The following is a 17,375-nucleotide window of genomic DNA, read 5'->3' on the forward strand; positions in this document are numbered from 1 at the left end:
GCGGGCTTTTTGTTTTTAATACGACCGTATGATGGAATACGAGATATTGTATCTTGTGGGAGAGTCGAAGAAGGCGCAGCTTGATACCATCAAGAAAAGCGTTGAGGACGCGATTGTTGCGGCGGGCGGAGAGATGCAAGAGGGAGAATTTGTTGATGAGCGCCGGATGGAATATCCGATTAAGGGCGAGTCTCGAGGGACATATATTGCCAAGCGCTTTACAGTGAAAGAGGGTGCGGGTGATATTCCTGCAGAGGTGACGAAAACGATATCGTTCGACAAGAATATACTGCGATTTATGGTCGTGCGCGCTGAGGAATTGCCGACACTCGAAGAATCTCAGGAGCGAGTGCGACATACTCCGGACACGAGACGGAAACCTCAGGGGCGATATATTTCGAGTCGTCAGCGCCCCCCTCAGAGCGTGGCACCTGCTGTTGTGAAGCCGGAATCGGCAGCATCAGCATTGTCTGATACAGAGATAGACAAGAAGCTTGGTGAGGTTTTGGATATTTAATTCTTTTCCTCTCGCTTATGAATGTGAACAAGGCGATTTTGGTAGGAAGGCTGACGCGTGATCCCGAGACGAGGACGACGCCGAGTGGACAGACCGTGGCGACAATCGGACTCGCGACCAGTCACCGATGGAGCGACAAGAGTGGACAGAAGCAAGAAAAGACCGAATTTCACACCATCATTCTTTGGGGTCGGACAGCAGAAGTAGCGGCGCAGTATCTGACAAAGGGTCAGGAGGCTTATTTTGAAGGTCGGATTCAGACGAGAAGCTATACCGGGAAAGACGGAGTTGAACGAAAAGTGACAGAAATCGTTGCAGAAAACATGCAGCTTGGAAGTCGCCCAATGGGGCAAGGCGGCGGATCTTCGCGATCAGAATCCACTCCGGCATCGCGTCCAACAGGCCAGAATCAGCCAAAATCTACGCCAACTGCCACAGATGATGATATTCCGACTATCAATCTCGATGATGAGAAAGAGGAGATAAAGATCGAGGATGTCCCATTCTGATTTTCAGGAACGACAATTTCACTTTTATAGGAATACTGAAAGAGAAAGTTTCTTCAGAAGTGGTGATTCCTTTTAATTTATGCAAATAACTATGAGTACTATGCAGACCAGCGAACAGGAACAGGCAATGCGAAAGAAACTCGAAGCACTCGATTACAAAGATGCGCACTTCCTTCGGCGATTTCTCAATTCGCAGGGAAAAATTTATCCGCCAAAGAAATTTGGATTGACCGTCAAGGAACAACGACACCTCTCTGTCGCGATTAAGCGCGCGCGATACATGGCGCTCGTCCCATATGTTATCCAGTAATAGCTGTTCGTATGCTGAATATCAGTGATATCAAAACCGGAAAGAAAATTGTGGTGGAGGGCGACCCCTACGCCGTGCTCTATCATGAACATTCAAAGACGGGTCGTGCGGGCGCTGTCTTGCGGACCCGCCTCAAGAATCTTCGGACGGGTGCTGTGCTAGAACGGACATTTCAGGGATCGGACAAAGTGGATGAGGCAGATGTTGCGAAGTCTAAAGCGCAGTACCTATACAAGGAGGGGAATTCGTATGCTTTCATGGATATGGAGTCATATGATCAGGTATCTCTGTCGACAGAGACGCTTTCTGGCGCAGAGCGATATCTCGTTGAAGGGATAGAGGTGACGCTTCTGCAGTTTGAAGGGACGCCGCTCACTATCGAGCTTCCGCCGAAGGTGACGCTGACAGTTGTCGATGCGCCTCCGGGCATAAAAGGGGACAGTGTTTCTTCTGGCGACAAGCTTGTGAAGCTCGAAACCGGACTCGAGGTGACGACGCCACTTTTTGTCAAAGAGGGCGATCGAATACTGGTAAATACTGATCGTGGTACCTATGTGTCTCGCGCATAAGAGCGCCTGTCTTGCATGAGGCAGATGTTTGAGAGCGCGAGTTATTTTGTTTGCGTACACTCGAGTTTTTGGCTATACTGAAGACTGGAGAGGGGAGGAGTTCCTTTGTTTTCTTGACGGCAGAGCGATATGAAATGGGCGCTTGTTTTGTGGGGACTGGTCTTGAGTACGATTCTCTCAGCTCTTGCGTGGGGAGCAGTGCTTTTTTTCGTGAGCCCAGAAAACGCCACTGGATTCGAATGGGCACTTTTCTTACTCTCACTTCTGCTCGTTCTTACGGGTACCTGTTCTCTCGGCATTCTCTTGCTGCGACGAATGTTATTTGGGATTGACTGGGCATTGATGCGTGTCGGCACGAGTGTTCGTCAAGGCTTGTTTCTTGCGATATTTTTCGTGGGAGCACTCCTCCTTGTGCGTGCTGGGTGGTTTGTCTGGTGGGATGCAATGCTTCTCTTTGGTTTCCTGTTTCTTGTCGATCTCTTTTTCCTTCGGAAGTTTCGGGTAAAGAAATCGGAATGAGTTTTCACTATACGTAGTTTCCCGGAAATAATCAGATTTTCTTTTTCTCTCGCGAGCCAGGTGAAAAGTTGGAAAGAGTAAGGGAAAATCGATTGTTTCCGGAAGATTGTGAGAGAAAGTACGAGTTTCGTTTTTCGAGAGGACTTTCCTGTTGCTTTATTGATTTTTCAGCTGTGCTTACTGTTATGTCTCCAACCGAATCAAAAAACAAGAACGAATATAATGCCGCCTCCATTCAGGTCCTTGAAGGTCTTGATCCGGTGCGGAAGCGCCCGGGCATGTATATCGGCGGCACGTCACTTGAGGGATTGCATCACCTTATTTGGGAAGTGGTGAACAACTCTATCGATGAAGCGATGGCAGGATTTGGCAATCACATTGTCGTGCGACTTTTGCCGGGTGAGATTGTCGAGGTATCAGACGAGGGTCGAGGTATTCCGGTGGAAATTCATCCGCAGACAAAGAAATCCACCCTTGAAACCGTGCTGACTGTGCTGCATGCCGGAGGGAAGTTTGGCGGTGGCGGGTACAAAATTTCCGGTGGACTTCACGGTGTTGGTGTGTCGGTAGTCAATGCACTTTCGGAATGGACGCGCGTCGAAGTACACCTCAAGGGAAAGGTGTGGCTTCAAGAGTACGATCGCGGGAAGCCGAGAGGAGATGTTCGCTCAATCGGTACTTCCAAACGCACAGGGACCACTATCTCCTTCAAGGCGGATAGCCAAATTTTCCCGGAAATCCGATATAGCTGGAGCAAGATTTTGGACTATCTCCGTTATCAAGCGTATCTTACCAAGGGAATTCGTATCAGTGTGTCCGATGAGCGGGAGGCATCTGGTGTTCATGAAGCGTACAAAACGAAGCAGTATTCTTTCATGTTTGATTCCGGCATCATATCATTTGTCAAATTTTTGAATCGTGGGAAGGAAATAAAAAATACGACACCAGTTTCCATCGAGAAAACAATTGGCGACACGTATGTCGAAGTGTCGCTTCAGTATGTCGATACCTTCAAAGAACATCTCTTCGCATTTGCCAACAATATCCTCAATCCAGAAGGCGGGACACACGTGACTGGCTTTCGGAGTGCACTGACTCGCTCGCTCAATGATTATGCCAAGAAGCGCAATCTTCTCAAGGAAAAAGATGGAGCGCTGTCTTCGGAAGATGTGTTTGAGGGACTTACCGCAGTGATTTCCGTGAAGCTTCCGGAGCCGCAATTTGAGGGTCAGACAAAGGCAAAGCTTGGAAATGCCGAGGTGCGTGGCATTGTGTCGGGTGTTGTTTCGGCAGGACTTTCAGAGTTTCTCGAGACGCATCCCGATGACGGGAAGGCGATTCTTGAGAAATGTCTTCTCACTGCGCGGGCGCGCATTGCGGCGCGTGCCGCAAAGGATGCGGTATTGCGAAAAGGCGCTCTCGACGGTATGACGCTTCCTGGGAAGCTTGCCGACTGTACCAGTCGCGACGCATCAAAATCGGAGCTCTATATTGTCGAGGGAGACTCCGCTGGTGGAAGTGCCAAGCAGGGGCGGGACCGAATGTTTCAGGCGATACTTCCGCTTCGAGGGAAACTCGTCAATGTCGAAAAGACCAGTCTCGATAAGGTGGTGAAGTCGGACACCTTGAAGCCGATTATCATCGCGCTCGGCGCAGGTATTGGGGAGAGTCTTACTCTCGCGAAACTGCGGTATCACAAGATTATCATCATGGCGGATGCCGATGTGGATGGTTCGCATATTCGCACGCTTCTTCTGACATTTTTCTATCGATATTTCGAAGACATGGTGAAAGAGGGCTATGTCTATATTGCTCAGCCACCACTGTATCGTCTCCAGAAGGGGAAGCGAGTCGAATATGTCTTTACGGATGAAGAAAAAGACCGCATGCTCGCGCAGATGACCAAAGATATCGCCGCGAAAGCCGCCCTTGCCGGGAAGTCAGAGAAGACGAAATCATCGAGCAAAAATGCAGAGAGTGCCCAAGAAGATGCTGAGGGAGGAACTGCTTCATCGACCGATGGTTCAGAAACCGTTCACGGCGTCAATATTCAGCGATACAAAGGTTTGGGAGAAATGAATCCCGAACAGCTCTGGGAGACGACGATGAATCCGGCACATCGGCAAATGCTTCGCGTCTCTCTTGACGATGCCGAAGAAGCCGACCGGATTTTTGACATTCTTATGGGCAATGAAGTTGAACCTCGCCGCCGTTTCATTCAAACGCACGCCAAGAATGTGAAAAACTTGGATGTTTGAAGTGAGATAATATTGACAGTTATTAATTTATGCTGTATAAAATATATAGGTGCGATTTCGGTATCTTTCTCGAATCAAGAGAAAGTGAGTGTTTTCGGTTTTTGTTGCGTACCTTAAATTTTTTGGGAGGGCGGAAATAATCGAGAAGGTAAGGAGAAGCGTTCTTTGCTATCAGAAAGGAGCAAGAAGATGGCTGAAAAATCCGAATTTGAAAAGTGTTTTCCTGTGATTAGTGAAGAAGTCCTGTCATCTCCATGGCAGGGGAAGTCTCGAGAAACGCTGCAACCAATCGACGTGGATATTTGGGAGGTTCTTGATATGGCTGGCACTCCGAATGTATTCATCCGCTTCGGAAGTGGTCAATCACTATCGCTGCTTTCGATACAGGCTGCAATTGGAAATGTCGACGATGCGCTGAAACTTCTGAAAATGGGCGCCTTTGTGGATTCGACTGCGCTTGAATATTGGCTTATAGCGGGAGAGGAGCTTGCTCAAGCGATGTATTCCTCATGTTGTGCGCAGCTTCTTCGGCAGGAACTTCAGCAGAGAGGCTTTGCTATAGAAGACACGGAGACCCTGAAGCAGTACATTGAAATACTCTCCAAGTTTCGCATGAAAGGGGATGAAAACCTCCTCATCTCAAAGCTGAGTCGAGGATTTATTGGCGACCTGTGCACGGATTACGAGAGAGTAGTCGCCTGTGCGTTTCGGAAGGATTTTCGCTTGCTCGCCGGATACCTTCTCGAGGTTTTGAGGGAGAATGGTCCGCGGTGAGCTGAGGTGAAAGGAGTGGGAAAATTCGAACCGGCATCAATTGTGTTGATGCCGGTTTTTCTTTTGCGTATAAACGGGGGAGTGAATTATTTCCGGAAGCGGGCGAGATTGAATTTGCTTAGGATATTGCCGCCGCCTTGACCTTGTCTGGGCTTTCATGCTACGCTTTTTGGGCAGGGAATCCTTTGCTCTCCCGGTTCTTTTCTCCTATACTCGATGTATGAATGGGTCAATCGGAAATCTGAAGTCACTCGCAAAGTGCCCAGTGTGTAACAAAAAATACACGCCCGCTGTTGTGACGCCGCTTGCCGAGAATGATACTCGCTCGACGGTGCATATTTCGTGCCCGTCATGTGGTGTCTCGAGTATCCTTTTTGTATCGATGAATCAGTGGGGCGTTGCAAGTGTCGGCGTGCTTACGGATCTCGGAGGAGAGGAGTCCAAGAAGCATTTCGGGCAGGAAGTTGTCTCGACTGATCAGGCACTTGATGCCTATATCTTCTTCAAGGAGCGAGCGGGGCATTTGAGTGATATATTGTAACGAGTATTTTGGAGAGAACTGATTCCCTCTGGACTTTGATGATTTGGATAGATTTTTTTTATTTTTCCGGTCAGTCTTTTTTGAAATGCATTTATGAGCGCATCAATACAACTCTCAGTCGATAAGCGGGTAAAGGATGAATCGACGCTGTCAAGTATCCGAAAAAACGGACGAATTCCTGCCATACTCTATGGACATGGGAATGCGCCTCAGATGCTGACGGTCCCCTCTCTTGAGTTTTCACGTGCTTACAAGGAGGCTGGCGAAAACACCATCGTCGAGCTCTCACTTCCAAAGGGAAAGTCGATCAATACGCTTATCTACGATGTGCAACTTGATCCTTTGTCAGGAAATATTCTTCACGCAGATTTTTATCAAGTGCGCATGGATGAAAAGGTGGAAGCACATGTGCCGCTCGAATTTGTCGGTGAATCACTCGCAGTTCGCGGGTCTGGTGGTATTCTTGTGAAGGCGCTCGATGAAGTGGAGGTCTCGTGTCTTCCGGGAAGTATTCCCCATGAATTCTCTATCGATATTTCCGTACTTGCTACATTTGATGATCAGATTCACGTTTCTGACATTGTTGTTCCAGAAGGTGTCGAGATGCTGAGTGATCAGGATACCGTTGTGGCGCTCGTTGAACGTCCGAGAACAGATGAAGAAATGGCATCACTTGAAACAAAGGTGGAAGCCGACGTCAACAAAGTGGAAGGTGTTGTGAAGAAAGAGGCAACTCCGGGTGCCGAGAAGAATCCCGAATAAGTCATTTGTTGATATTTTCTGACAGAAAAAGGAGTCCGTATTGACAGACTCCTTTTTTTCTGCTACTTTGGGATATTGGAAAGGAAAGAGCGACTCTGTATATGTTCTTCTCTCCGCTCTTTGGCGTCTGAGGCTCCGCCCGCAGTACCATTCGAGGACTATCCCTCCTTAGGTCCCCGAAGGTTGCGCTTCCCACGTCTTCGGACAAAAGGAAACGGCTGCGGACGGAACCCTATGCGCCAATACAAAACAGCCCTGTGTCCCACAAAGGACATGAGGTTGTTTTGTTTTTTTGGGAGATTTTTGAGTAATACTTCAACCTCTTGCTTCTATCCAAGTTTGAAGTCTCTCGGTAATGTTTGGGAATATTTTTTCGATAGCGGCGTATTCATCTGCAGAAAATGGTTCGAGTACGAATGCTGCAGTGTCTTTTTGGGAGTTTTCGATGGTTCTCTCCTCGGGGTTTTTGATGCCGATTCGGAAGCGGAAAAACTCTTTGGTATTGAGTGCGCCGATGATGTCTTCGACGCCATTGTGTCCGGCGGATCGGGAATCGAATGATTCGCGGACTTCCCCAAGGGGAATATCGAGGTCGTCGTGGATGACGGCGATATGATTCGATTCGATTTTGTAGAACCGGGAAATTTTTTGTACGGCATCTCCGGAGCGATTCATGAATGTGCGTGGACGAGCGAGTAGGATTTTCTCCGTGTCGATTCTTCCTTCGGAACATTCCGCTCGAAAGGATGCATTGTCTCGGAAGGGTGGGAAGTTCCATTCTTGTCGGATGTATTCGAGATAAGAAAATCCGATATTGTGTCGTGTGTCGAGATATTTCTTTCCAGGATTGCCGAGACCGATTATGAGATGCATAGGTGTGAGAGATGAAGAAATTAGAGGGAGAAAATACGGTATATGTGATGGCGGTTATTTTTCTCTTGATGTGAGAGCGGTATCGATTTGCTTCTGGTAAGCAGGATCTTTCTCGGCATTCTGAATGTCGTCCATGGTATCTTCTTCGAATGAGAGGCGTTTGGCAATATCATTCCCGAGGAAGATGAGTATACTGCTGTCATCACTCTCATTAAATGAGATACCGGCAGGAGGATTATTTGGGTCAGCTATGCGGAGGGAGAGTTTTGTGGCAATTTCGTCAGTTGTGTAAACAGCCTCTGTGCCACCGCGGCGGAAGATGATGCTGGTATCGAGCGGGGCGCCGCCTCTCGGTGGCAAATCTTCTGTTGAATGCGTTGTCGACGCTATGTGTACATGCTGTATGTGCAAATTTTCACTGAGGAATCGAGCGACTCGTGCGCTGAGTGTTGGCGTATCTGACTGGTTGATGAGGGTGACATGAGCATCCTCTGCCTCAATAGCTTCTTGTCGAGCCTTGAGCTTGTCGAGGTCGAAGATATCGCGAGCAAGCTCTCGTGTTTCGCTCCAGTCTCCTGTACGAGGGAGCAAAATAAACATAGCTACTGGACCAACGGGAACATGGGAGACTCGAAGGAGACTGTCTTTTTTCCAAGCATCAACGACGGCAGTTGCAATGTTTGTTGTGTCGAAGTCATCGGCAAGTCCGATGAGGCTCTGCATATTTTCTAGGGAGAGATCGGTACGAATGTGGTCTCCAAGTGTATTAATGATATTTGAAACGGCAAAGGGGTTGAAGAGTATCTTGAGAGAGAATGCCTTTTTCTTTAAAGCCGAGAGAATAGCTTGTTGGCGTTTGGCGCGTCCGAAGTCGCCTTCTGGGTCACTGTGTCGTTCGCGCACATACTTGAGAGCGGTCGCGCCATCGAGGTCTTGCCAGCCCTTGTTGATGGAGAATGTTTCATAGCTGTAATTTGGTCCGGGGAATCTGGAGTCGAAGAGGTCTTGCTCGACATAGATGCTGACACCGCCGACCAGGTTTACGATGTTAATGAATCCATCGTAGTCGAGTGTTGCAAAGGCGTGTATGGGGAGTCCGATGATGTTTGAGACAGCTTGCTTTATCGTTTCGGCGCTAGCTTTGTTGTTTTGGTCTATTTGATAGAGAGCATTTAGTTTGGTGAAAGTATGTGTTCCGGGTATTTCGACGTAGAGATCGCGAGGGAGTGAGAGAAGGGCAATCCTTTTTCGAGAGAAATCAAAACTAGCAATCATGATAGTGTCGGTGAGATTTTGTCCGGCGGTTTTTTCGTTTGCTTTTCCAAGGAGAAGGATATTTGTGCGTCCGTCACTCTCGCCAGGGAGAGGCAATCTCTCACGATGAAGAATGGGAGTGAGGAGTGATGTTGCACCATGAATCGTATCGGAAAGTGCTGTGTTCTCTTGTGTCTCTTGTGGACTGATGCTCATAGATCTTGTAGCTCCACCGACTTTCCAAGAGAGATATCCGAGCGTGGAAATGGCAGTCAGTGTGAAGAGTACGAATGTCCAAACAAGAAATCGCAGAAGCGTTTTGCGGCGTCGAGGTGGACATTGCTTGCGTATGTTCGCGGTATTTCGCGGACCATGAAAGCGATTACTCGAAGGAAGGACTCTCTCGAAATGCTTTGGGAGAGCGGTATGCGTAATGCTGGGAGCGGGGCGTGTGTTCCTTTGTGGGGAAATTTTTTTGCGAAGGCTATCCATGGAAATATTTCTGTATAAGTGTTGTCTTGCCAAGCGTCGAATGCGCGTGATATTCTGTGAAGGTTAGCTTGTGTATTCGGAGATTGACTCTTTCCAAGAGCTCTTCCAACGGGGAAAAAGAATTTTTATAGAGAGCGCTGAAGGAGTTCCAGATGCGCATCGCCCAATCCATTGAAAGCACTGTATGAACGATATCGAACCGTCTCGCTCCAAAAATACCGATTCGTATCAAGAGACATTTGATGACGAAGAAGTCTATGGCGTTGGGCGATTTCTGTGGGAAATCGTGAAAATCGTTATTCTTGCGCTGATTATCATTATACCTGTCCGCGCCTTCTTCTTCCAGCCGTTTTTTGTACAGGGATCAAGCATGGAACCGAATTTCCATGATGGAGAATATCTCGTTGTTGGTGAGTTTGGTTACAAAGAGACGAGTGTCGGATTTGGCGGGACAAATTTGTTGAATGTGATGCCGTTTAAGGAATTGCATCGCGGCGATGCCGTGGTCTTTCGTCCGCCAGGTATCACCGGACAGTTTTTTATTAAGCGAGTCGTCGGACTGCCGGGCGAGACGATAGAGATTAACAATTCTCACATCATTATCAAAAATGCGCAGGCTCCGGGAGGATTCGTTCTCAATGAGCGAACATACCTTCTGCCATCCGTAGAGACGACAGGGGATAGGGTATTGACGCTTGGTGACAATGAATACTTCCTTTTGGGCGACAATCGTACAGCAAGCAAGGACTCTCGTGCCTTCGGCCCTGTTTCAAAAGATCGTATTACCGGCAAAGTGATGTTGCGTGCGTGGCCGTTTAGTCGTCTCACTTTTTTCTAAACCTCCTTAACTATGTCATCCACTGAATCTTCACTAAAAGAATCTTCGAAGAAAAAATCAGCTCCCGAGAAGAAATCAGTCGCCACAAAGGAACAGAAAGAACCATTGCTTTTGCAAACGCTTCGCGGTATGCGAGATATTCTTCCCGATGAACAGCCGTATTGGGAGCGAATCCGTCGACTTCTTGCGAGCGCCTGTCAGGAATTCGGCTTTCAGCGAATTGATACTCCGATTGCCGAGTATGCGAATCTTTTCATTCGCTCTATCGGAACGGGGACGGATGTTATTGATAAAGAAATCTATCTCTTTGAAACGCGTGGTGGTGATAAGGCAGCCCTTCGACCAGAATTGACTGCAAGCATTGCTCGCGCCTACATCGAGCATGGCATGCAGTCCTTGCCGAAACCGGTGAAGCTTTTTTCAACAGGACCACTCTTCCGATATGACCGACCACAGGAGGGGCGCTATCGCGAGCATTGGCAGGCGAATTTTGATATTTTCGGCGAATCGGATGCCATTCTTGATGCGCAGGTGTTCCAGATTGCGGCTCGAATCTTGACGCAGCTGGGACTCAAGAATATCGAGTTCCAAGTAAATAGCATCGGGACACTGGAAGGTCGGAAAGAATACCGGAAAATTTTGGTGCGGTATCTCGAGTCTCAACGACATAAGCTGTGTCAGAATTGCAAGGATCGTCTTCTCTTGAACCCGCTCCGCGTTCTCGACTGCAAGGAGGATAAGTGTGTGCAAGTGACGGCAAATGCTCCTCAGTCGGCGGACTATCTTGATGCGGATTCGCGTGAGCATTTCAAACTTCTTTTGGAATATCTTGACGAGTTGGAACTGCCGTATGTTGTGAATCCGCGATTGGTGCGCGGACTCGACTACTATACAAAGACCGTATTCGAAATTTATTCGACAAGCACTGAACGAAATGGGAAGAAAGCATCTCTTGGCGGTGGCGGTCGCTATGATGGACTCATTAAATCACTTGGTGGTGAGCAGACGCCGGCAATTGGTTTTGCGCTCGGCATGGATCGGTTGGTTCTTGAGATGATACGACTCGGCGGCAAGCCCTATCGAGAATCGCGACCCAAGGTGTTTCTTGCGCAGCTTGGCGATTGCGCCAAGAAGAAAAGCCTTCGAGTGTTCTCGGATCTTCAAAAAAATGACATACTTGTGGCAGAGAGTTTCGGGCGAGGGAATCTCAAGGCGCAGCTTCGTGCAGCTAATCGTGTTGCCGCCGAAATCACGGTTATTATTGGGCAGAAGGAAGCTCTTGATGGAACGGCGATCGTCAAAGATATGGTAAGTGGCACACAAGAAATGGTACGACAAGACAAACTCGTTGGCGCGATCAAAAAAATCCTCAAAGGCAATGTGCAAATAAATCACAATGGGAATGGGAAATAGCGTTCAATAAATTTCAGATGAATTGTATGGGATTCTTTTCGAGCGATACCGTGTTTACTGCGAAGGAAATGAAATATGAGAACTTCAAGTACAGCAAAGTAATGAAGGATCTTTTGGCTGACAAAGATATCGCCGATATTCTGGATAAGAAAGATGAAAGGAAAGTTTTCTATGACAAGATGAAAGAAGTGGCGACGCGGACTCCTGGTGGGAGGCTGACTCGAAATGGACTTCGTGAAGTTCTAGGCTATTTCAGAAGTGGCAAGGCAGCGAATATCAATGCCTGGAAAGAAGCTGTGCCACTTGCTCAAAAAATTGCAAAAAAACTTCTCCCAGCAGGCACTCGCCGGTATCTTTATCAGAAGGATTGGAGCAATGATGAAATGAGGCAAGGTTCTCCTCATGCGGATATGTCTTCATCGAGGTATTCAATGTCAAAAAAAGCAACGGGTGTGTCTGGCGGATTAGATAGTGGAAAGTCAACTCCGAGATTGTCTCGGTTTACTCCGCCGAAATCAACTCCGAGAAGTGTGCCAATGAGCCCGAGATTTTAAGGGGGTGAATTTTGAAAATAGCTTTCCTATTATGTCGACTGTTTTTACCAAGATTATTGACAGGGAAATCCCGGCAGACATCCTCTACGAGGATAATGAGGTGATAGCATTTCGAGATATTCATCCACTCGCGCCGGTACATGTCTTGGTCATTCCGAAGCGAGAAATTTCTTCGATAAACGACCTCAATCCGGATGATGCTTTACTGGTGGGGAAAATGGTCATGGTTGCTCGCGATGTGGCGCGGCACTTGAATATTTCCGAAAAAGGGTATAAACTGCTCTTTCGGGTGGGGAGGGATGGTGGACAGGAAATCCCGCATATTCACCTGCACCTTATCGGAGGGGCTCGCCTCCATGAGGACATTCGCCTGGTTTGAGAAAGATGAAATCTTTTTGTGTTTGGAGCTTTCGCCTATGGTGCTTTGGAAAGAATGTGCTGTAGCGCTATAGGCGAGAGCCTTCAGTGATGAGGGCTTTACGAAAGGAGGTTTTTGATATGATTCATATTCGCAAGAAAGATCGTGAAACGCCGGAAAGTATGATCCGGAGGTTTTCTCGTCGCGTTCAGCAAAGCGGTGTGCTTCAGCGTGTCCGAAAGAATCGATTCCGTCTCGAAGAAAAGAGTCGAACAAAGCGGCGCGAAGAAGCGCTCTACAAGGTCAAGATTCGTAAGGAAATTGATCGCCTGAAGAAACTTGGCAAATTCGATGATGAATCACTCCGTGAAGTTCGGAAGCGTCTCAATCGATAACGTGCTTTTCTATGACAAGGCTCATATCGGCAGTGCATGAAGATATGAAAGAAGCGATGCGCTCGGGCGATTCGTTTCGCCGTGATACGCTCCGCTTTCTCGAGAGCGCTCTCAAAAATGCGGCACTTGAGAAGCGAATGTCGCTTTCCGAATTGTCCGATGAAGATGTATTCGTTGTATTGCGACGGAGTGTTAAACAGCGTGAGGATAGCGCTCGGCAATACCGTGCTGGTAATCGGGATGAGCTTGCCGAGAAAGAAGAGCAAGAGAAATCGATTCTCGCTGCCTATTTACCGGTTGCACCAGATGAAAGTGTGATACGCGAGGCCGTTGAAAGAGCGATCGCGGAAACAGGGGCGACATCACGAAAGGATATGGGGAAAGTTATGGGACTAGTTATGAAGTCGCTCGCGAATGCCTCGGGGAATGATGTTCGCCGTATAACAGAGAATCTCCTAGGCTCGTAGTGTGCTTCCGTACAATCATATGAAACGACACTGGCACTTCTGTGCCGGTGTCGTTTTTTAGTGACTTCTTCGTGAATAAAATGTTTGGGAATTTTTGGGACGCACGAAGTCGTGGTAATATTGAGTCAACGTAATATTTTGATTGAACGACTCCTATGAATCGGACCGTGAGAAGTTTTTCGTTTGCGGCGAGGGGGTTTCGCTATGTGCTTCGCGGCGAGCGGAATTTTCAGATTGAACTTTTTGTAGCAGGCGTCGTCATTCTGGGTATGCTTGTCTTCGACCTTTCCGTATTGGAGCGAGTGGCGCTTATTCTTTGTATTGCTTGGGTGCTGACGCTTGAATTGGTCAATACTGCCGTGGAACGAATTATGGATGTGTTGCAGCCACGCATTCATCCGTATGCTCGCATTATCAAAGATGTCATGGCGGCGGCGGTTTTGGTTTCTGCTGGAGGGGCGCTTTTGGTAGGACTTGCCATATTCATTCCAAGGATATTGAATATGTTTCTGTAGGCGCTCCTCGCATATCGTTTCACGGTTGTGTGGTATACTATCTCTGATAGACTGCGATGAACAAAATATATTTTTCGAATACGATGTTTTGAGTTCGTTTTTTTGAGTTTGTTTTTCACTTGTGCGTTCTCCATTAGTTTGTTTGCGAAAGTGTCTTTTGTTTTGGTTCCTCTCTTACTTTTCGTATGGGAAAGAGTAGCTGTGTTGTCGGTCTTGATATCGGATCCGGAACTATCCGGACCGTTATTGCCGTTCCGGGAAAAGACCGTGATATTCCCCGCGTGGTCGGCGTTGGATCGATGCCGTCTTCGGGTGTTCGGCGTGGGTCGGTCGTTGATATGGAAGGGGCGATTCGCGCGCTTCTCGAATCTATTTCACGTGCTGAAGGAATGGCGGGGTTTACCGTGGACCATGCCGTTGTCGCGCTCGGCGGGCATGAGGTGTTTTTTCGTGAAACAAGCGGCGTCGTTGCTGTCGGGAAGGCAGATGGCGAAGTGCTGGAGGATGATGTGAATCGTGTGCTTGAGCAAGCGAGGAATTCGGCAACACTCTCTCCGAATCAGGAAATTCTCCACATTATTCCCAAGCAGTATCGCCTCGATGATGAGAAAAACATCAAGGATCCTCTGGGTATGAGTGGTGTTCGTCTCGAAGTAGCGGCACTTATCATCGGAGACGCTTCCCAACATACGAAGAATATCTCTCGAGTACTCGAACAAGCCAATATATCACTTGAACAATTTGTTGTGGCGCCACTTGCCGCGTCGGAAGCGGTTCTCGGTGCGCGTGAGCGAGAGCTTGGTGTGGCGCTCGTTGATATCGGTGCCAACACAACGTCACTCGCTGTCTTTGAAGAGAGTGATTTGTTGCATGTGAAAATTCTGCCTATTGGATCGGGGCATATTACGAATGACATTGCTATTGGTTTGCGCACATCTATTGATGTCGCTGAAGAAGTGAAGCTTCGCTATGGAAGCGCACTTCCTGGCGATATCGATCATCGTGAAGATATCGATCTTGCGGAAATAAATAGCACAGAGGATGGTGCTGTCTCGCGTCGACATGTTGCGGAAATTATCGAAGCGCGCGTCGAAGAATTGTTTCATTATGTGGACGAAGAACTGAAGGCGATTGGTCGGTCGGGACTATTGCCGGCAGGAATCGTACTGACGGGTGGTGGAGCGAAGCTCCCTGGACTTGTCGATCTCGCCAAAGAAACGCTTCGATTGCCGGCGCAAATTGGCTATCCGAAACCACTCGGCGGCGTACTTGATCGTGTAGACGATCCGGAATTCGCGACAGCAATCGGTCTCATACTGTGGGCAGAGGCAAATACCGATCATGTCTCTGGACATTCATCTTGGATGGCTACTACGAAAGTTCATGATGTTGTGAGTCGAACAAAGAAATTTCTCGGAAAGTTTTTACCCTAGCTAGCTTCATATTTGGATTGGAATCCGGTGGCGATTTTGAGAAGTGTATCGCGTGGTATACTACTGGTGTCATTCTAATATTTTTCTATGTTTTCTTTTCAATCTTTGCAATTTCTCTCACTTCCGAAGAGATTGCTTCTCGCCTTTGTTGTAGGTATTCCTCTTATTGTCTTCCTCTTTTTTCTTGCACGAAGAGGCTCCCCGTCGAGTCCGACTCAAGATGTGGCGGAAGGGATAACTCCGGAATACACAATGTCTCTCAATCCGGCACTTTCGGAGCCTCAGGATACGACGCAATCTGCAGATTCTTCAGCACTTGACTCGCTTCAATCGGGAGCACCTCTGGGCAATATCGAACAGCAATCTATCGATCTTGATCTCCTCCGAAAGAAGGTTGGGAAAAATGTGCTCTCCTCAACAGATGTTCAACAAATGGAACTCGATAGGAAAGTCATTCAATAATTAAATAGGAGCTGGTTTTTTTGGTGTTTTTAAAAAAATATATATGAGACACAAATCTTCATCTTCGAAGGTCGCGCAGTTCTTTCGAAAATCTTTGTTTGTTCTTGCAGTTCTCGTTGTTTCTGGAGGGGTAGTCTTTCTTGTTCGCCGAGGGAATGCGGATTCTGTTCCGGGATTTACTGCTTTTCAGGCAGCTGATATGGGCTCGAGAGCGGTTATTGAAGAAATGAAGAATCTGAGTGAAGGTGATGCGATTACTCGTCTCAATGGAATTTGCGAAGACGGTATTATATCAGGAAAGAATTCTTCGGGAGAATATCAAGTGGTATTCCGCGATAGCTCTGATCAGCCGATGGGTTGTTCGGAATCACTCGGTGACGTTGCCTCTATAGAGACAACAGGAATATTCGGCACGGAAAAGCGTATTGTTCGATCTGTGCTCGCACAGAGTACTCCGGCAGTGGATAGCAATGTCTATGTGACAACTGGATCTGAATCGCAGTACAAAAAAGGAGCGCTTGGTATAGGTGGATTGCTTAAAGCGTATTCCGGTATCAATGCAAGCGGTAATCGAGTGACAAATGTCGCGGCTCCGGCAAGCTCAAGCGATGTGGCAACAAAGGGGTATGTGGATGCTGCAGGAGGCGGCGGCTCATGTAGTGGTGGAGTGAGTGGGGGGTGCACTGGGAGCTTTGGGTCACTGACTGGTGGGAGCATTCAGTCAGTGTGGGGAAAGGGATGCAAGGCAGTCTATGCTTCAGCGGTTAACTGTTCTGGTGCAGCAGATGCTTCGTATGAATGTGGTGAAGTTTATTCGACTGATGACATCCAAGGATCTGCATCCTATAGAACTTTTTATTGTCTCTGTGCTCCCAGGTAGTCGAGTAACTCCCTCTGTTTCTTTGGAGGATGATTGGCAAATGAGTCTCTGTGATTCTTTTGACACTGCGTTTCTGTGGTGAAGAGGCTCTTTCTTTGGAATCGAGTATGATACGGTTGCTTTGTTTGTTCTTTCTGTGCGTGCTTCTTTTTGGCGGAGTAGGCATCTTTGTTTGGAAAATGAAATTTTCGAACGTTGTTCCGGTATTAAATAATACGTGCCCGCACTCTCTCGAGACGAGGATTGTTCGAGGGGTTTCCATGGAGCCGCTATTCCTTCCGGGGGATACGATAAAAGTTTCTTTTGGATGGTATGCTTGTCATATTCCTGAGAGAGACGATAGTGTTCTCGCTTCTTTCCTTGGAAATGAATCGCCAATCTTAAAACGTATTCGAGGGATTCCTGACGACGCTTTCGGTGTGAGTATTCTTCCAGACGGAGAGGGCATATTCCTGGTGAATAATGAGACACTGAAGAACTCACTTGGTGTTCCATATCATCTTCCTCCTGTTCGAGCAGAGCTCTGGAAATCATACCAGGAGCAATTCCATGGGATTGTTCCACCTGATTCCTTTCTCATATTTGGAGAGGTGGCGACAGGTTCTTTGGATTCGTCACAATTTGGCTTTGTTGAGCGGAAAAATTTGTTGGGAAAGGTGTGGGGACGGTAGCATTTGAGCTT

General features: G+C 47.8%; 22 protein-coding genes. 20 read left to right on the top strand and 2 right to left on the bottom strand.

What is annotated here, in order from left to right; translation table 11 throughout:
- Nucleotides 1-28: 28 nt before the first annotated feature.
- The 9 genes from IPJ67_00360 (at nt 29) to IPJ67_00400 (ending at nt 6,759) form a co-directional block, all read left to right on the top strand.
- Nucleotides 29-517 carry a 30S ribosomal protein S6 gene (locus tag IPJ67_00360; protein ID QQR77594.1) on the top strand — a complete coding sequence of 163 codons (489 nt, stop codon included), beginning with the start codon at nt 29-31 and terminating at the stop codon, nt 515-517.
- Nucleotides 518-534: 17 nt separating this feature from the next.
- The gene (locus IPJ67_00365) at nt 535-1,026 is read left to right on the top strand and encodes a single-stranded DNA-binding protein (protein ID QQR77595.1); all 492 of its coding nucleotides are present in this window, start codon (nt 535-537) and stop codon (nt 1,024-1,026) included.
- A gap of 100 nt (nt 1,027-1,126) precedes the next feature.
- On the top strand, nt 1,127-1,336 hold the full coding sequence (locus tag IPJ67_00370) for a 30S ribosomal protein S18 (GenBank protein ID QQR77596.1): 210 nt from the start codon (nt 1,127-1,129) through the stop codon (nt 1,334-1,336).
- Between the two features lie 11 nt (nt 1,337-1,347).
- Entirely contained in the window at nt 1,348-1,905 is a 558-nt protein-coding gene (efp, locus tag IPJ67_00375; GenBank protein ID QQR77597.1) for an elongation factor P, read from the top strand.
- Nucleotides 1,906-2,034: 129 nt separating this feature from the next.
- Nucleotides 2,035-2,424, top strand: a complete 390-nt coding sequence (locus tag IPJ67_00380) for a hypothetical protein (protein ID QQR77598.1) — start codon at nt 2,035-2,037, stop codon at nt 2,422-2,424.
- Nucleotides 2,425-2,609: 185 nt separating this feature from the next.
- Nucleotides 2,610-4,682, top strand: a complete 2,073-nt coding sequence (gene gyrB, locus IPJ67_00385) for a DNA topoisomerase (ATP-hydrolyzing) subunit B (GenBank protein ID QQR78019.1) — start codon at nt 2,610-2,612, stop codon at nt 4,680-4,682.
- 189 nt (nt 4,683-4,871) lie between these two features.
- Entirely contained in the window at nt 4,872-5,456 is a 585-nt protein-coding gene (locus tag IPJ67_00390; protein ID QQR77599.1) for a hypothetical protein, read from the top strand.
- A gap of 220 nt (nt 5,457-5,676) precedes the next feature.
- Nucleotides 5,677-5,997, top strand: a complete 321-nt coding sequence (locus IPJ67_00395) for a hypothetical protein (protein QQR77600.1) — start codon at nt 5,677-5,679, stop codon at nt 5,995-5,997.
- 93 nt (nt 5,998-6,090) lie between these two features.
- A complete protein-coding gene (locus tag IPJ67_00400) occupies nt 6,091-6,759 on the top strand; it encodes a 50S ribosomal protein L25 (protein ID QQR77601.1) in 669 nt (222 codons plus the stop codon).
- 315 nt (nt 6,760-7,074) lie between these two features.
- Here IPJ67_00400 and IPJ67_00405 read toward each other — a convergent pair whose 3' ends face one another.
- Both IPJ67_00405 and IPJ67_00410 read right to left on the bottom strand, forming a co-directional pair.
- A complete protein-coding gene (locus IPJ67_00405; protein ID QQR77602.1) occupies nt 7,075-7,632 on the bottom strand; it encodes an aminoacyl-tRNA hydrolase in 558 nt (185 codons plus the stop codon).
- Nucleotides 7,633-7,686: 54 nt separating this feature from the next.
- The gene (locus IPJ67_00410) at nt 7,687-9,102 is read right to left on the bottom strand and encodes an LCP family protein (GenBank protein QQR77603.1); all 1,416 of its coding nucleotides are present in this window, start codon (nt 9,100-9,102) and stop codon (nt 7,687-7,689) included.
- Between the two features lie 460 nt (nt 9,103-9,562).
- Here IPJ67_00410 and lepB (IPJ67_00415) point away from each other — a divergent pair, with 460 nt between their 5' ends.
- The 11 genes from lepB (IPJ67_00415) (at nt 9,563) to lepB (IPJ67_00465) (ending at nt 17,364) form a co-directional block, all read left to right on the top strand.
- Nucleotides 9,563-10,216, top strand: coding sequence for a signal peptidase I (gene lepB, locus IPJ67_00415; GenBank protein ID QQR77604.1), 654 nt, complete (start codon nt 9,563-9,565; stop codon nt 10,214-10,216).
- Between the two features lie 12 nt (nt 10,217-10,228).
- Complete coding sequence (locus IPJ67_00420; GenBank protein ID QQR77605.1) at nt 10,229-11,629, top strand: histidine--tRNA ligase; 1,401 nt, start codon at nt 10,229-10,231, stop codon at nt 11,627-11,629.
- Between the two features lie 26 nt (nt 11,630-11,655).
- On the top strand, nt 11,656-12,183 hold the full coding sequence (locus IPJ67_00425; GenBank protein ID QQR77606.1) for a hypothetical protein: 528 nt from the start codon (nt 11,656-11,658) through the stop codon (nt 12,181-12,183).
- A gap of 31 nt (nt 12,184-12,214) precedes the next feature.
- Nucleotides 12,215-12,562, top strand: a complete 348-nt coding sequence (locus IPJ67_00430) for a histidine triad nucleotide-binding protein (GenBank protein ID QQR77607.1) — start codon at nt 12,215-12,217, stop codon at nt 12,560-12,562.
- Nucleotides 12,563-12,681: 119 nt separating this feature from the next.
- Nucleotides 12,682-12,936 (top strand): hypothetical protein, encoded by a 255-nt coding sequence (locus tag IPJ67_00435; protein ID QQR77608.1) that lies wholly within the window; start codon nt 12,682-12,684, stop codon nt 12,934-12,936.
- Nucleotides 12,937-12,947: 11 nt separating this feature from the next.
- On the top strand, nt 12,948-13,403 hold the full coding sequence (locus IPJ67_00440) for a GatB/YqeY domain-containing protein (protein ID QQR77609.1): 456 nt from the start codon (nt 12,948-12,950) through the stop codon (nt 13,401-13,403).
- A 155-nt stretch (nt 13,404-13,558) separates the two neighbouring features.
- A complete protein-coding gene (locus IPJ67_00445; GenBank protein QQR77610.1) occupies nt 13,559-13,918 on the top strand; it encodes a diacylglycerol kinase family protein in 360 nt (119 codons plus the stop codon).
- 185 nt (nt 13,919-14,103) lie between these two features.
- A complete protein-coding gene (gene ftsA / locus IPJ67_00450) occupies nt 14,104-15,351 on the top strand; it encodes a cell division protein FtsA (GenBank protein QQR77611.1) in 1,248 nt (415 codons plus the stop codon).
- Between the two features lie 87 nt (nt 15,352-15,438).
- Nucleotides 15,439-15,813 carry a hypothetical protein gene (locus IPJ67_00455; GenBank protein ID QQR77612.1) on the top strand — a complete coding sequence of 125 codons (375 nt, stop codon included), beginning with the start codon at nt 15,439-15,441 and terminating at the stop codon, nt 15,811-15,813.
- Nucleotides 15,814-15,856: 43 nt separating this feature from the next.
- On the top strand, nt 15,857-16,693 hold the full coding sequence (locus IPJ67_00460; GenBank protein ID QQR77613.1) for a hypothetical protein: 837 nt from the start codon (nt 15,857-15,859) through the stop codon (nt 16,691-16,693).
- Between the two features lie 179 nt (nt 16,694-16,872).
- Entirely contained in the window at nt 16,873-17,364 is a 492-nt protein-coding gene (gene lepB / locus IPJ67_00465; protein QQR77614.1) for a signal peptidase I, read from the top strand.
- The last annotated feature ends 11 nt before the right edge of the window (nt 17,365-17,375 follow it).

The organism is Candidatus Moraniibacteriota bacterium (assembly GCA_016699385.1).
Classification (GTDB): Bacteria; Patescibacteriota; Minisyncoccia; order Moranbacterales; family UBA1568.